A 14,382-nucleotide genomic window follows, 5' to 3' on the forward strand; every position below is an offset into this window, starting at 1 on the left:
CGCCTCGGGGATGACCCAGCAGGGTCGCGGTGGCACCCTGGAGGGATGAAGGTCAAGGCGCTCCTGGTGGTGCTTGCGATGCTCGCCGCCACCCTCATGGTCAGCTGGCAGCAGGCACCCCGAGCGGTCGCGTGCAGCTGCGTGGCGCTCACGCCCGCGGAACAGGCCGACATGGCCGACGTGGTGGCGCGCGGCACCGTGGTGTTGGTCGAGCGGCCCGCGAGACCGACGTCGAGCCTCGACGACGCCACCTACACCGTCGAGCTGACGCAGGCGTGGAAGGGCGATCCTCCCGGCACCGTCGAGGTGCTCACCGCCGTCGACGGAGCCAGCTGCGGCTGGGAGGGCATCGAGGAGGGGATGGAGATCATCCTGTTCGCCCAGCCCGACGGTGCCGCCTGGCGGTCCAACCTGTGCAGCGGCTCCGGCCCGGTCACCGAAGGGATCACGGCCGACCTGACCGCCCACCTCGGCGAACCCACGCCCGTCGAACCCTCACCGGTGGAGCCGTCGCCCGGGACACCGTCGGCCGGGGTCGGCCTGCTGGCAGACCCCGCCGTCGCAGCCGGGCTGATCGCCGCACTGGTGGCCGTCGGTGTCGCGGTGTGGTTCGTGAGGCGTCGCTAGACGGGTGTGTCCGCCGCGCCCCACCGAGCTTTCAACCACTCCCACCCGCGCTTGATCCGCGACATCAACACCCACGCCAGCCACATCATGATGATGAGCAGCACCAGGGCGATGCTCGCCGCGACAACCGGGAGAAGCACCGCCAGCGTGGTGACGCTGACCACCCCGACGTCGCCCGCCACCGAGGCCGCGACGTTGGAGACCGGCTCAGGGGACGTGTTGATCGCCAGCCTGATGCCGGCCTTGGAGAGGTGGCTGAGCAGCGCCGTCACGCCTCCGACGGCGGCCAGGGAGATGGTCAGCAGGTCGCCCTGGGCGCCCGCGATGAGCGCGCCTATGACGGCGCCGGCGATGGGGCGGATCACCGTCGAGGGCACGTCCCAGATGGAGTCGACGACGGGGATCTTGTCCGCGATCACCTCGAGCAGCGCGAGGACCCCCATGATGATCAGGACGTCGGTGCGCATGAACCCCTCCGGCACGCCGCCGGTGCCCGCGTAGCGCCCGAGCAGGCCGAGGATGAACACCGTGGCATAGGCGTTGAGGCCTGAGGCCCACCCGGAGGCGAACGTCATGGGGAGCAGTTCCATGGCGCCCATTATGACGAGCCCGCCTGGCCGCGCGCTGGTCCCGGGCGGGGAGGATGCGGTTGGCAGGCCCGGCCGACGGCGGCGTCAGGCCGCGGAGGGCTCCCAGCCGGCGGGCATCATCACCTGTAGCGCCTTCGGTTCAACGGTCACCGACACAGAGGTCACCTCGCCGAAGTGGTCGCCGTCGAGCTCGATTTCCTCGGGCTCGCGCAGCCAGACCTCGATGCGGCGGCACTGCTGGTAGCTCAGTTCGCGGTTCCCGCCCTGGCTGCGCTTTCTGCCGCGGAAGATGGCGTTGTCCACCAGCACCTTCCACGCGACGCGGACCCACCCGAAACGGCCCTGCGGTTCGACGGCGACCACGTCGAGCACCCCGTCATCGACGGCGGCATCCGGCATGAGGAGCACGTTCCCGCCGATGGATCCGCAGTTGCCGACAAGCACCGTGTGCACCCGCGCGCGCTGGGGGGCGTCGTCGTCGAGACGGTACTGCAGACGCATCCGGTGGTTCTTGCGCAGCGACTCCAGACCGGCCTTCACGTAGGCCACCATGCCGAACTTCTTCTTCAGCTTCTCATCCGCCGACGACATGATCTGGGCGTCCAGGCCCATGCCGGCCATCACGACGAAGGTGCGCTCCTCGCGATCGCCGCTCTCCCGCGTCCATGCGGCGATCCCCAGGTCCACCGGCCGCGCCACGCCCTCGAACGCGGCCTTCACCGATTCGGGCAGGTTGTCCAACGTCAGTTCCAGGTTTCTGGCCAGCAGATTGCCCGTGCCCTGGGGACAGAGCCCGAGCGGCACCCCGCTACCCCGCAGGCCCTCGGCCACGGCCCGGATGGTGCCGTCACCGCCGACCCCGAGCACCACCGCGCACCCCTCGTCGACGGCCTGCCGTGCCATGCCGGTGCCCGGATCCTCGGCGGAGGTCTCCAGCCACAGCGACGGACCCCAGCCCGCCGTCTTCTCGGCCGCACCAACCACCTTCTCCAGCCCCGCACGTTCAACCTTCGTGGGGTTGAACACGACGGCGGCGCGCCGGCCGCGTGCCCCCGTCGCCTCGCCCGATGCCACAGACCCGCCGCTTGCCTCAGCCATGTCAGTCAGTCCTTCCAGACGGGGATGACCCGCGAACCGTCGGGCTTCGGCTGCTCCTGCCACACGATGACCGACCAGGCCGCAACGGTCGCGGTCTCGGACACGATCAAGCCCTCACCCTCGTTCCAGTAGTTGCAGGCAGGCTCCGCGGAGGTCGACGTGTCGATGAGCCGCCGCCACACGTAGCCCTCCAGGGGCGGCGGGACCTTGAACTCGATCTCGTGGTCGGCCATGTTGATCATCACCCAGAAGTCGTCCCCCGGGGAGTCGATCTGGATGGAGACCGCCCGGTCCCCCTCCATGGGGAACCCCTCGCCCGACGGGGTGTGGAAGAGGTAGGACACGTCCTTGTCGTCTGCCACCATGTCCCCCCAGCGCCTCTGCTGGAGCGCCTCGTGCCGCTGGCGGAGGTTGGCGAGGAAGGTGGCGAAGCGGAACTGCCCGTTGACGTGCGGGGGCGTCTCGTACTGCCCAAGATTGTCGTGGTACGGCTCGTCGACGCCGTCGGCCACCGGCACCCGCTGCGGGGCGTTGGTGGGGATCATGGCGTAGTTGTTGCGCATCGCCACCGAGTCCAGCGCCCACGGGTTGTTGTTGCCGTTCTGGGTGCGGCCGAACTCGTCGCCGGCCACGATCATCGGCACCCCACGGGAGAAGAACAGGATGGTCCAGAGGTTGCGCAACCGCTGGCGGCGCAGCGCCTGGGAGCCCCCCGAATCCCACGACAGGTTGTCGTCCGACCCGCCGTCGGAGGGACCGAACGGCGGCGGCTGGTGGTTCTGCTTCTCCTGGTAGGACACCAGGTCCGCCATGTTGAAGCCGTCGTGGGCGGTGATGAAGTTGATGGTCTTCTGCGCGCCGCCGCTGTCGTGGAAGTGGTGGTAGTCGCCGTTGAACATGTCCGTGAACGCCACCATGTTGGCGTCACCCTTGGTGAAGCGGCGCACAGCGTCGCGGTAGCGGCCGTTCCACTCGCCCCAGCCGCGGGGGAAGTTGCCCACCTCGTAGCCCCAGAGGTCCCACGCCTCGGCGATGACGTCGATGTGCTCGGCCTTCGCCATGGCCGCGATGTCCACCAGCAACGGGTGGTCCGAGAAGAACCGCTTCTGCCTGGCCCAGTCGTCGGCGGCGGCCTCACCGGGCAGGCGGCCGAGCACGGTGGCCAGGTCGAACCGGAAGCCGTCCACCTGCATGTCCTGCGTCCAGTACTCCAGCGAGTCCAGCACCAGCTTCCTGGCCGCCTCGGAGGAGTAGTTCATCTGGTTCGACGTGCCCGTGGCGCCGTCGACCAGGATCTTGTCTGGCGTCATCTGGTAGTACTCGGCGCAGGCGAACCCGCCCAGGCTGGTGAAGCCGGTGGCGTTGACGTCACCGTTCCAGTTGCCGCCCTCGGCGGTGTGGTTGTAGACCACATCGAGGTACACCTCGAGGCCCGCGTCGTGGAACGCGGAGACCATCTCCTTGAACTCGCGGGTGGGCCCGCACCAGCTCTTGTCCGCCGCGTACTGCCGGTTCGGGGCGAAGAAGGACAGCGTCATGTAACCCCAGGCGTTCACCGCGCCGTGGCGGGCGGATTCCGACGCGTTCGTCTCGTGCACCGGCAGCAACTCGACGGTGGTCACCCCCAACGCCTTGAGGTACGGCGCCATCATCCCGGCACCCTTGTAGGTGCCCTGGAACTCCGGCGGGATGTCGACGACGCCCTCGAAGCCCGGTTCGCGGCTGAGCAGCTCGGACAGCCGCGCCACCGACGGATGGCCGGTCAGCTGCTCCACCTGCACCTCGTAGATGACGTTCTTCTCGCTCGGGATGCGGGGCTTCGGCGTGACGGGCGTGTAGTCGGCGATCAGCACCCCCTTCGGCGCGTACGGTCCGGTGTCGATGTTGCGACGGGGGACGCCGTCGACCAGTTCCCCGCCGGTGCCGAACACGCCGTCGTTGACGCCGTAATCATGCAGCTGGTCGGTGAAGACGTTGTGGGTGACCTCGCGGGCGTAGGGATCGAAGAGCACCTTGTTGGGGTTGAACCGGTTGCCGTCCTTGTCCAGGTCGGAGACGAAGCCCAGATCCGACCCCGGCTTCCAGCCCTTCACATACCGCCAGTTCCGGCCCCAGGCGCGGAAGCCGATCAGGGCCCCGAACTGCAGGCCCTGCAACCAGGCCCGCCAGACGCCGTCGCGGCCCTTGGCGAGGAGATAGGTGCGCTGCGCGGAGGCACCCATCGCCTCCGGGTAGATCTCGAGCTGCACCCGCGTCGCGGCCGGGGCGTAGACGGCGAAGGTGACCCCCTCTGCGTGGGGGTGTGTGCCCAGCGGCCAGGTGGCCTTGGACCAGGAGCGCCGGTCGAGCGCTATCACGCGTGTCATGGCGACGATTTTGACACGCCGCCCACCAGATTGCCGCAACGAGCGCCCGGGATCTCTTCCCAACGGGTCGCGGCAGGAGGACGCTGGAGGCATGAACACGCGCCCGAACGTGGTGCTCGCGGTGGTGATCGCGACAGTGGCGCTCCTGGCTGTCATGGCCGGCGTCTTCACCGCCACCCGCGAACAGCCAGACCTTGATCCGTCGACGCCCGACGGCGTGGTCCAGCTCTACGCCCTTGCCCTCATCAGGGGCGACGACGACGAGGCGGTCAGCTACCTGGATCCGTCCCTCGGCTGCTCCGCCCCCCTGCCGGGGGTGCAGCGGCCGCTGCGCGCCAGCCTCACCGTCGCCGACACCCGCGTTGATGGCGACAAGGCCATCGTCGTGGCCGATATCACCGAATCCCAGGGCGGAATGCTCGATACGTGGGAGCATCGCGAACAGTTCGAGCTTCGCGCGCGGGATGGCGAGTGGATGCTGACCGGTCACCCTTGGCCTGTCTACGGCTGCAAGTAGGACGGTGGTGGTTGAGATGGTCTCCGGGTTCATCAGCCTGGCGGTGGTGGTGGGGCTCATCGCCCTGATCGCGACGGGAGTCAGGCGCCGCGGCCCCGGCGTCGACGCGCGCAGCGTGCGCCGATTCTTCCAGTACGCCGTGCTGTATGCCCTCGTGATCGTCGTGGCATTGGGGGTGGACGAGCTGCTGGGGAGGCTGCTGGGCGCCGAGGTGCCCCAGTGGCAGGATCCGTCGGCTGAACTCGCGCGGGGGCTGGCCTTCACGTTCGTCGGCGGCGCCCTGGCGCTGCTGCTGGCCTGGTGGACGCGCCGCATGCACAGGGCGGACCCCTCCGAGGCCGAGTCCCCGATGTGGGTGGCCTACGTGACGCTGGCCGCGCTCACCGGAGCGGTCGTCGCGGCGTCGTCGGTGCAGAACGTGGGCTACCTGCTGGTCTCGGACGGGCGCCTCGACGCGGAGTCCGCCGCGACCTTCGTCCCTTGGGCTGCCGTCTGGTGGGTCCACTGGGAGATCGCACGACGGACCCTCGACGAGCCCCGCCAGACCGCGCATCTGCTGCTCGGATCGCTGGTGGGCCTCTCCTTCGGGACCGCCGGGCTGGTCATCACGTTGGGCACCTCGCTGGATCTGCTGCTGCGCCCCGAGACGGTCGGCCGCCCGCTGGGTATGCTCGGCGAGGGAGCCGCGACACTGCTCGTCGGGGCGCTGATCTGGGTGCGCTACTGGGCCACGCGGGCCATTGCGTTGCCCCGACGGCCGCTGTGGCTGGCCTTCGTGCTGCCGCTCGGGGTGGGCGGCGGATTGGTGATGGCGCTGGTGGCCGGCAGCCGGCTGCTGTGGAGCGTGCTGGTGTGGTTCTTCGGTGACCGGCAGGATCTGACGGCGTCGGTGCACTTCGACAGCGCCTCGCTCGAGCTGGCCGCGCTGCTGGTAGGGGTCCTGATCTGGTGGTACCACCGCTCCGTTCTGGCCTCCGGCCAGGAAGGCCTGGCGCGCACAGAGCCGCAGCGGGTCTACGAATACCTGGTGGCCGGCATCGGGCTGGTGGCTGCCGCCGTCGGCGTCGGCACCCTGCTGGTGACCCTCATCGAGGCCCTCACCCCCGGCATCGACGCGGGCATGCCGGTGGTCAACACGCTTTGGGCTGCGGTGACGCTGCTCGTCGTGGGAGCACCCGTGTGGTGGGTGTTCTGGCGGCGGGTCGGCCTGGGCGCCGCCGTCGATCCCACCGCGGAGGCTGCCTCACCCGCGCGTCGGGTCTACCTGGTGGTGCTCTTCGGGCTGGCTGGTGTCGCGGCGGTGATCGCGCTCATCACGGCCGCCGTCACCCTGCTGCAGGACGTGGTGGCTGGGTCCCTCGGGGCGGCCACCGTGCGGTCGATGCGCTACGCGCTGGGGACCCTGGTTGGGGCGGCCGCGGTGTCGGCCTATCACGGGGCGGTGTTCCGGGCCGATCGCGTGGCCGGGGCCTCGGCGCGCCCGCGGGGGCCGAGGACCGTGGTGCTCATCGGCGCAGTCGGGCCGGAGGTTGACCGCGAGGTCTCCCGCGCGACGGGGGCCCACGTCGAGGTGTGGGGGCGGTTGGACCACCCGTCCGCGGACTGGAATGTCGCGGGGTTGGCCGACGAGTTGGCCCTGTATCCGGGCCTGGACGTGATGGTGCTCGCCGAGGGCGGTGGGCATCGGGTCGTGGTGGTTGACCCGAGCGGTCGTCGCGCCGCGAGCCCCGATCCTGACTGACCTTCCCGACGCTGATTGAGCCCTCCCGGATTGAGCCGGGCACAGCCGCGCAGGGGGCAGGGGCGCAGCGCCGACGCCCGGGGGCGGATCAGTCGTCGTCGACCTCGCCGGCGAGCGCCTTCGCGGCGAGGTTCTCCTCCTCCGCGACCTCCCACACCTCCTTGGCTGCCCGTAGGTTCAGCGCCAGGATGCCGATCCCGAGTAGCAGGTCCGGCCAGCCGTTGGGCACCAGCGTGAGCGTGACGATGCCCATCGCGATGATGCCGAGGTTGATGATCACGTCGTTGCGGGCGGCGAGCCACGCAGCGCGGGTCAGGGAGCCGCCGTGGTCACGCTGCCGCAGAAGCAGAATCGCGCAGATGGTGTTGATGACGACGGCGCCGCCGGCGGTGAGGATCAGCGAGAGAGGGTCTGGTGCGTCTGGGTTCTGGAACTTGGCGATCGCCATCCACAGCGCGGCCACGGCGGGCACCAGGATGATCCCGGCCATCACCTTGCCCGCCACGGAGCGGTGCGCCAGCGGCCAGCCAAGTGCGGCGAAGATCAGCAGGTTGACTGCCGTGTCCTCGAGGAAGTCCACCGAGTCCGCGAACAGCGACACCGACCCGATGGCCAGCGCCACCGCGTTCTCAACGAAGAAGTAGCCCAGGTTCAGCAGGGCGACGATGAGGACGGTCCGTTTGAGGGCGCGGACGCGGGTGGGGTCGATTTCGTGCACGGCCGACAGGGTACCCCTCGCAGAGTGGGGATCCAGGGCCGGTCTACCCTCCCCGGATCCCCACTCTCGGAGGGCCGCGCAGCGCCCCCCGCTGGCTGAGGTGCCGCGCAGCGGCCTCGAAGCCTCACAGAAGTGACCCTGTCAGCAAACGTCAGTGAGGCCTCGAGGCTCGTCGCTGCGCTCCTCACTCCTCAGCCCGGGGGAAGTCCTTCCGCGACACCCGCGCATCGCGTAGGCTGGAATCACCCAAGAAAGGTCAGGACAAATGAGTCTCTCCATCGGGGTCATCGGCGCAGGCATCATAGGCGCCGATCACGCTCAGAACATCCATCGCTTCATCGCAGGCGCCGACGTCGTCGCCATCGCTGATCCGGACAAAGACCGCGCCGAAGCGGCCATCGCCGGAATCCCCGGCGCCCGCGTCCTCACGGACCCGAGCCACCTCTTCACGGCCGACGATGTGGACGCCGTCGTCATCGCCTCACCGGACTTCCTGCACGCGGAACAGGTCAAGGCCTGCCTCGAGGCCGGCAAGCATGTGCTGGTCGAGAAGCCGCTGGCCTACGACTCGGCAACCTGCGCCGAGGTGGTCGCGGCCCACCGCATCGCCGTCGGTGGCGGAAACGCCCGCGCCGCCGTCGGATTCATGCGCCGATTCGACCCCGGCTACGTGGCCATGAAGGCGGCCATCACGTCCCGACAGCACGGCCGGCCGCTGATGATCCACTCCGTGGGTCGCGGCGTGTCCTCCGGGCCGGGCGCCACCAACGAGTCGGTGGTCTTCAACTCCGCCATCCACGACCTCGACCTCATTCCGTGGCTGCTGGACGCTCCCGTCACCGAGGTCAGCTGGCATGCCGGCCACCCGAGCTCCACCGCCAACAACCTCGCGGACCCATTCCTCATCCTGGTCCGCACCGCCGACGGGTCCCTCAGCACCGTCGAGGTCTTCCTCAACGCCCGGTACGGCTACGACATCCGCTGCGACGCTGTCTGCGAGACCGGCGTGCTCACCGTCACCGAGCCAGCGAAGCTGCTGGTCAACGCCAACTTCGCCACCTCGTCGCCCATCGCCATGGACTGGCGTCCGCGCTTCGCGGACGCCTACCGGCTGGAGCTGCAGGAGTGGGTGGACTCCGTGCGCGAGGGTCGGCCGTCGACGGTGGCCACGCTGGAGGACGCCGAGCGGGCCACCCTCGTGGGGGAGGCCGTGGTCGAGTCGATGTACACCGGCGGCAGGTTCGTCGAGGTTGATCGGTGAGGGCACTGCCCCAGCCACGCCCCGTCGGCGATGTCCCCAGCCTGCGCTGGGGCATCCTCGGCACCGGCTGGATCGCGCACCAGTTCGTCTCCACGCTGCTGGCCAACACGGGCCAGCGGGTGGTGGCGGTGGGGTCGCGGACGACTCAGCGGTCGCGGGAGTTCGCCGACGGGTTCGGTATCGAGCACGCGTTCGGCTCCTACGAGGAGTTGGTGAACTCTGACGTCGATGTCATCTACGTCGCGACGGGGCACCTCGACCACCTCGCCCACGCGCGGCTCGCGCTGGAGGCCGGCAAGCCGGTGCTGGTGGAGAAGCCGATGACGCCGAAGCTCGCGGACACGGAGGAGCTGGTGGGGGTGGCCCGCAGCCGTGGGCTGTTCTGCATGGAGGGCGTGTGGTCGCTGGCGCTGCCGCGTTACGACGTCGTCCGGCAGATCCTCGAGAGCGGAATGCTGGGCGAGGTCCGGTCCGTGGCCGCCGACATGGGCGAGTACCTCGTCGACCATCACCGAGCCATGGACCCGGCGCAGGCCGGCGGCGCCATGAACGACCTGGGCACCTACCCGCTGATGTTCGTGGACTGGGTTCTGCCGGGCTTGAGTGTCGCGGCGGCCACCGGGCAGCGGCACGCGACGGGCGCCGTCGGGCAGTTCGCGGCGCTGCTGGTTGATGGCGAGTCGAGGCAGGCGGTGGTGCACGCGTCGATGGTCGCGGACACGCCGACGACGGCGGTGGTCGCGGGGTCCGAGGCCACCCTCGTCCTCGACGGACCGTTCTACCATCCTGGCCCCGTGGAGGTGCGGTTCCGTGACGGCGAGCTGCTCCGCTGGGAGGAGGAGCGGGTGGCGCACGTGGGGCTCTACCACGAGGCGCTCGAGGTGGCGCGGTGCATCGGCGCGGGGCTGACGGAATCGCCGATCCGGCCCTTGGACGCGACGCTGTCCACAATCACTCTGATGGAGCGGGCCCGCGATCTCATGGGCGACCCCCTCCCCTGACCCACCCGTGGGGCTCGCCCCACCCGCTGGGGGCGTCGACGCGGCACCGGGCCGCTCGCGCGCCGCAGCCGGCTCAACCAGCTGGGTCGTAAGCTCTCCCCATGTACCAACACGTGTTCTGGGACATGGGCGGCACCCTGGTAGACACCTACCCGGCCCTGGATTCTGCCCTGGCTGCGGTGGTCCGCGCCCACGGCGGCGCCCTTGAAGTGCGGGAGGTGCCGCGGCTGACCCGGGTGTCGACGGGGCACGCCGTCGCGACACTCGCCGCTCGGTTCGGGGTACCGGAGGCCGAGTTCGAGGCGGCGGAGGATGAGCTGAAGGCCCAGTGGCGGCTGGATCCGGCTCCGGCGATGCCGGGCGCGCGCCAGCTGCTGCATGACGTGCGGGCGGCCGGCGGACTCAACCTCGTCGTCACCCACCGCGACCGTGCAAGCGCGCAGTCACTGCTCGACGGCCTCGGGCTGGAGGCGGACGATCTCATTTCCACCACCGACGGGTACCCGCGCAAGCCGGACCCTGCGATGTACCTCGCGATGCTGCAGCGGCACGGGCTGGACCCGGCGGGGTGCCTCGCCGTGGGCGACCGTCCGATCGACGCGGACGCCGCCGCAGCGGCGGGGCTGGCCACGGCGACCCTCGAGTCGCCGGAGGCGCCGGTGGAAGACCGCGCGGACCACTCCGTCGCCACTCTGGACGAGCTCCGCCCTCTCCTCGGGCTGTCGGAAGGCTGAGGGTCGGGGGCCCGGCGCGGTTGCTGTTCCTCCAGAGCGGTCCTCGGGGCCCTGTGGGTCCCGAGCGCCCGCCTGGAGGAACATCTACCGCACGACCCCGGGGAGCCCCGACCGGAACCCGGCCACTCTAGTTGAAGATTGGATTACCTTGCGGCGCGGCGTAGACTGTCGGCCGTGAACCATCGCCTCCTCCTCGTCCACGCCCACCCCGACGACGAGTCCAGCCAGTCCGTCGCGACCATGGCGCGGTACCTCGACGAGGGCGCCCAGGTCACGTTGGTCACCTGCACGCTCGGCGAGCTCGGCGAGATCATGCTGCCCGAGTGGCAGCACTTCACCCCCGCCCAGCTCGGCGACCACCGTCGGATGGAGATCGACGCCGCGCTGCGCGAGGTGGGCGTGACGGATCACGTCTACCTCGGCGGCGCGGGCCGCTATCACGACTCCGGCATGACCACCGGACCCGACGGCAAGGCGGCCGTGCCGGACGAGATGCCCGCCAACGCGTTCTGGCGCGCCGACCTCCTCGAGGCGGCCAACCACCTAGTCGAGGTGATCCGCAGCCGCCGCCCCCAGGTGGCCGTCACCTACGATCCGCACGGCAACTACGGCCACCCCGATCACATCCAGGCGCACCGGGTGCTCATGTATGCGAGCGTGCTGGCGGCCTCGCCGTCGCACCGCCCAGACCTCGGCGCACCGTGGCAGATCCGCCGCATCCTCTGGAACACCCACAACACGGACAAGTGGGTAGAGGCGTACTTGATCGCGAAGGAGCGCGGGCTGGAGTTGTGGCCGGAGCAGGAGCGCGACGCCGACAGCTTCGGGCCGGACCCGGCGCAGATCGTGGCGCTGATCGAGACCGCGCCGTGGCTGGACGTGTGCCGGCGGGCGCTGGGCTCTCACCGTAGCCAGGTGGACATCGAGCACCCGTTCTGGCAGTTCTACCGGATCATGCAGGAACTCCCGGGCTCCGGCGAGGCGTACCTCATGGGCGCCGGGGAGCCGTTCCCGAAGGGCGACGGGCTAGCCAGCTGCCTGTTCGCCGGCCTGCGGAGCGACGACGTCGCCGGCTGACCGGGACAGGAAAAGGGCCCTCGATGACGCTCATCGCGGGCCCCTTCTTGTGGAGTGCTAGCTCGCCAGCAGCGCGGCGAACTCGACGAAACCGTCGTCTGTGGCCTGACGGGGCGCCGCCACGAGGGCGGCGGCCAGCTCGTCGGCCCCCTCCTTCACCCGCCTGGCGAGCGATGCGGCGCCGGGACCGCCGAAATCGGAGGTCGCGGCGAACACGGCGGTGCGCACTGGCAGCGCGCCCAGATAGCTGAACAGCGGGCGCATCGCGAACTCAAGCATCAGCGAGTGCCGCTCGGTGCCTCCGGTGGCGGCCATCAGCACGGGCTTCCCGGCGAGCGTGCCCGGCTCCAGGATGTCGAAGAAGCTCTTGACGAGCCCGCTCATGGACGCGGAGAAGGTGGGCGACACCACGACCAGCGCGTCCGCCCGGGCCACGGCGTCGACCACCGTGGCGAGCTCACCGGTCGGGAATCCGGTGAGCATGGCGTCGACGATGGGGTGGGCCAGCTCGCGCAGCTCGGCGACCGTCACCTCTGCGCTCTCGCCGCGCTCCAGGAGGTTCTCGCGGAGGCGCGCCACCACGGCGTCACCGAGGACGCGGGTGGACGACGGCGTGCCGAGGCCGCCGGAGATGACGACGATGCGGGACATGGGGATCGTTCCTTTCGCAGAAGGGGCGTGCTGGGCTGGAGGGGGTTTGAGCAAATGGCACGAGTCGATGCGGTTTGATCGTTCAAGAAGGCCGGTTTCGCGGTTTGACCCGTGCCATTTGCTCAAACCCCGACCCGCGCCGAGCGCAACTCAGAGGCGGTTGTCGTCCTCGGCCCGGGTTCCGGTCCACCGGTCGACGGAGGGCTCGGTGCGCTCCGGCTCCTCGACGGGGGCGCGGGCGGCCAGGAGCGAGGCGTGGGTGGGCGCATCGGGCACGTGGGCGGGCTTCAGCGCCGCGAACTCCTTCCGAAGCACTGGCACCACCTCCTCGCCGAGCATGTCGATCTGCTCCAGCACCGTCTTCTGCGGCAGGCCCGCGTGATCCATCAGGAACAGCTGGCGCTGGTAGTCGCCCGCGTACTCCCGGAAGCCGAGGACCCGCTCGATCACCTGCTGCGGCGAGCCCACCGTCAGCGGCGTCTCCCGCGTGAACTCCTCCAACGACGGCCCACCGCCGTAGACCGGCGCGTGGTCGAAGTAGGGGCGGAACTCGCGGATGGCGTCCTGCGAGTTCTTCCGCATGAACACCTGCCCGCCGAGCCCGACGATGGCCTGGTCAGCCCGTCCGTGGCCGTAGTGCTCGAACCGACGACGGTACAGCTCCACCATGCGCCGGGTGTGGCTCGGGGGCCAGAAGATGTTGTTGTGGAAGAAGCCGTCGCCGTAATAGGCGGCCTGTTCGGCGATCTCGGGCGAGCGGATGGAGCCGTGCCACACGAACGGCGCCACACCGTCGAGCGGGCGGGGGGTGGAGGTGAAGCCGTGCAGCGGGGTGCGGTACCTGCCCTCCCAGTCGACCGATTCCTCGCGCCAGAGCTGGTGCAGCAGGGCGTAATTCTCCACCGCGAGCGCGATGCCGTCGCGGATGTCCTTGCCGAACCACGGGTAGACCGGCCCGGTGTTACCGCGGCCCAGGATGAGATCCACGCGACCCTCGGCCAGGTGGGACACGTAGGCGTAGTCCTCCGCGAGGCGGACCGGGTCGTTGGTGGTGATCAGCGTGGTGGCCGTCGAGAGGATCAGCCGCTCGGTCTGGGCCGCCAGGTAAGCCATCAGCACCGTCGGGTTGGCCGGTGCTACGAACGGCGGGTTGTGGTGCTCGCCGGTGGCGAAGACATCCAGCCCCACCTCCTCGGCCTTCTTCGCCAGCTCCACCGTCGCGCGGATGCGCTCGTGCTCGGTGGGCGTGCGCCCCGTGGTGGGGTCTGTGGTGATGTCCCCGATGGTGAAGATGCCGAACTGCATGACTGCTCCAAACTGTTTGCTACCTCTACAATAGACCAAACAAGTTGAAAATGAAACTATTCCCGATCAGGGACGGCGTCGCCCGAACAGCCACATGATGAACCCCACGACGAGCAGTGTGAATCCGATGCCGAGCAGCGCGATCACCCCGAGCAGGCCGCCCACGGAGCCGACGATGTCCCCCACGTCGAGCGGCGGCGCGATGAGGAGGCCGGTCTGTTCGCAACTGACGGTGTACTCGCCCTCGGGCTCGCCCGGACCGCCGATCCTGGCCATCGATTCGTAACTCACGTTGTTGACCGAGAACTGATAGCTCGCGCCCCCGAGGTCGATGTTGGGCACGGCCTCGGTGGGGCCGATGATGTCGCAGACCGGCATGATCCCGCTGGGCGCGTAGAGCACCAGCGAGTCACCACCTGTGACGGTGACGACTGTCTCTCCCATCACCGGCGTGCTCTGGCTGGCCGACGGAATGATCTGCATGAAGCTCCGCCCGACGGAGAACCCCAGCACCACACCGGCCACCAGCATCACCGCGCCGACGGCGGTCAGGATGGGCCCCAGCTTGCTGCGAGGCTTCGCCGGCTGCTGCCAAGCCCCGGGCTGCCCGGGCCACTGAGCGGATGGCTGGGACTGACCGTAAGGAGGCTGGGCTTGACCATAGGGCGGCTGAGCCTGGCCGTAAGGAGGCTGGCC

The 14,382-nt window shown here is 69.7% G+C and carries 14 protein-coding genes; 7 read left to right on the plus strand and 7 right to left on the minus strand.

Annotated elements, in window-relative coordinates; all coding sequences use genetic code 11:
• Positions 1 to 45 precede the first annotated feature (45 nt).
• Positions 46 to 627, plus strand: coding sequence for a hypothetical protein (locus tag H5398_RS14630; RefSeq protein WP_182800542.1), 582 nt, complete (start codon positions 46 to 48; stop codon positions 625 to 627).
• Here the strand turns inward: H5398_RS14630 and H5398_RS14635 are convergent.
• From H5398_RS14635 to H5398_RS14645, 3 genes are all read right to left on the minus strand, one after another.
• On the minus strand, positions 624 to 1,217 hold the full coding sequence (locus H5398_RS14635; RefSeq protein ID WP_182800543.1) for a DUF4126 domain-containing protein: 594 nt from the start codon (positions 1,215 to 1,217) through the stop codon (positions 624 to 626). The two genes, H5398_RS14630 and H5398_RS14635, sit on opposite strands and share 4 nt — an antisense overlap.
• Before the next feature lie 84 nt (positions 1,218 to 1,301).
• Positions 1,302 to 2,315: a diacylglycerol kinase family protein gene (locus tag H5398_RS14640; RefSeq protein ID WP_182800544.1), complete on the minus strand. Its 1,014-nt coding sequence runs from the start codon at positions 2,313 to 2,315 to the stop codon at positions 1,302 to 1,304.
• Positions 2,316 to 2,320: 5 nt separating this feature from the next.
• Complete coding sequence (locus H5398_RS14645; protein ID WP_182800545.1) at positions 2,321 to 4,681, minus strand: glycogen-debranching protein; 2,361 nt, start codon at positions 4,679 to 4,681, stop codon at positions 2,321 to 2,323.
• 91 nt (positions 4,682 to 4,772) lie between these two features.
• Between H5398_RS14645 and H5398_RS14650 the strand changes: the two genes are divergently transcribed.
• Both H5398_RS14650 and H5398_RS14655 read left to right on the plus strand, forming a co-directional pair.
• Positions 4,773 to 5,198, plus strand: coding sequence for a hypothetical protein (locus tag H5398_RS14650; protein WP_182783469.1), 426 nt, complete (start codon positions 4,773 to 4,775; stop codon positions 5,196 to 5,198).
• Positions 5,199 to 5,214: 16 nt separating this feature from the next.
• On the plus strand, positions 5,215 to 6,939 hold the full coding sequence (locus H5398_RS14655; protein ID WP_255443790.1) for a DUF5671 domain-containing protein: 1,725 nt from the start codon (positions 5,215 to 5,217) through the stop codon (positions 6,937 to 6,939).
• An 88-nt stretch (positions 6,940 to 7,027) separates the two neighbouring features.
• On the opposite strand, the gene H5398_RS14660 is transcribed toward H5398_RS14655, so the two are convergent.
• Positions 7,028 to 7,657, minus strand: coding sequence for a cation transporter (locus H5398_RS14660; protein ID WP_370585769.1), 630 nt, complete (start codon positions 7,655 to 7,657; stop codon positions 7,028 to 7,030).
• 265 nt (positions 7,658 to 7,922) lie between these two features.
• Here H5398_RS14660 and H5398_RS14665 point away from each other — a divergent pair, with 265 nt between their 5' ends.
• From H5398_RS14665 to mshB, 4 genes are all read left to right on the plus strand, one after another.
• Positions 7,923 to 8,918 (plus strand): Gfo/Idh/MocA family oxidoreductase, encoded by a 996-nt coding sequence (locus tag H5398_RS14665; protein ID WP_182800547.1) that lies wholly within the window; start codon positions 7,923 to 7,925, stop codon positions 8,916 to 8,918.
• On the plus strand, positions 8,915 to 9,919 hold the full coding sequence (locus H5398_RS14670; RefSeq protein ID WP_182800548.1) for a Gfo/Idh/MocA family protein: 1,005 nt from the start codon (positions 8,915 to 8,917) through the stop codon (positions 9,917 to 9,919). The genes H5398_RS14665 and H5398_RS14670 overlap by 4 nt, the downstream gene beginning before the upstream one ends.
• A 101-nt stretch (positions 9,920 to 10,020) precedes the next feature.
• Complete coding sequence (locus H5398_RS14675; protein ID WP_182800549.1) at positions 10,021 to 10,653, plus strand: HAD-IA family hydrolase; 633 nt, start codon at positions 10,021 to 10,023, stop codon at positions 10,651 to 10,653.
• Positions 10,654 to 10,827: 174 nt separating this feature from the next.
• Positions 10,828 to 11,730 carry an N-acetyl-1-D-myo-inositol-2-amino-2-deoxy-alpha-D-glucopyranoside deacetylase gene (mshB, locus tag H5398_RS14680; RefSeq protein ID WP_370586146.1) on the plus strand — a complete coding sequence of 301 codons (903 nt, stop codon included), beginning with the start codon at positions 10,828 to 10,830 and terminating at the stop codon, positions 11,728 to 11,730.
• Between the two features lie 57 nt (positions 11,731 to 11,787).
• Here mshB and H5398_RS14685 read toward each other — a convergent pair whose 3' ends face one another.
• From H5398_RS14685 to H5398_RS14695, 3 genes are all read right to left on the minus strand, one after another.
• Entirely contained in the window at positions 11,788 to 12,381 is a 594-nt protein-coding gene (locus H5398_RS14685) for a CE1759 family FMN reductase (protein ID WP_182783479.1), read from the minus strand.
• A 150-nt stretch (positions 12,382 to 12,531) separates the two neighbouring features.
• Positions 12,532 to 13,686, minus strand: a complete 1,155-nt coding sequence (locus H5398_RS14690) for an LLM class flavin-dependent oxidoreductase (RefSeq protein ID WP_182800550.1) — start codon at positions 13,684 to 13,686, stop codon at positions 12,532 to 12,534.
• A 66-nt stretch (positions 13,687 to 13,752) separates the two neighbouring features.
• Complete coding sequence (locus H5398_RS14695; protein ID WP_182800551.1) at positions 13,753 to 14,217, minus strand: hypothetical protein; 465 nt, start codon at positions 14,215 to 14,217, stop codon at positions 13,753 to 13,755.
• Between the last annotated feature and the right edge of the window lie 165 nt (positions 14,218 to 14,382).

The sequence above is a fragment of the Tessaracoccus sp. MC1679 genome (assembly GCF_014164775.1).
Taxonomy (GTDB): domain Bacteria; phylum Actinomycetota; class Actinomycetes; order Propionibacteriales; family Propionibacteriaceae; genus Arachnia.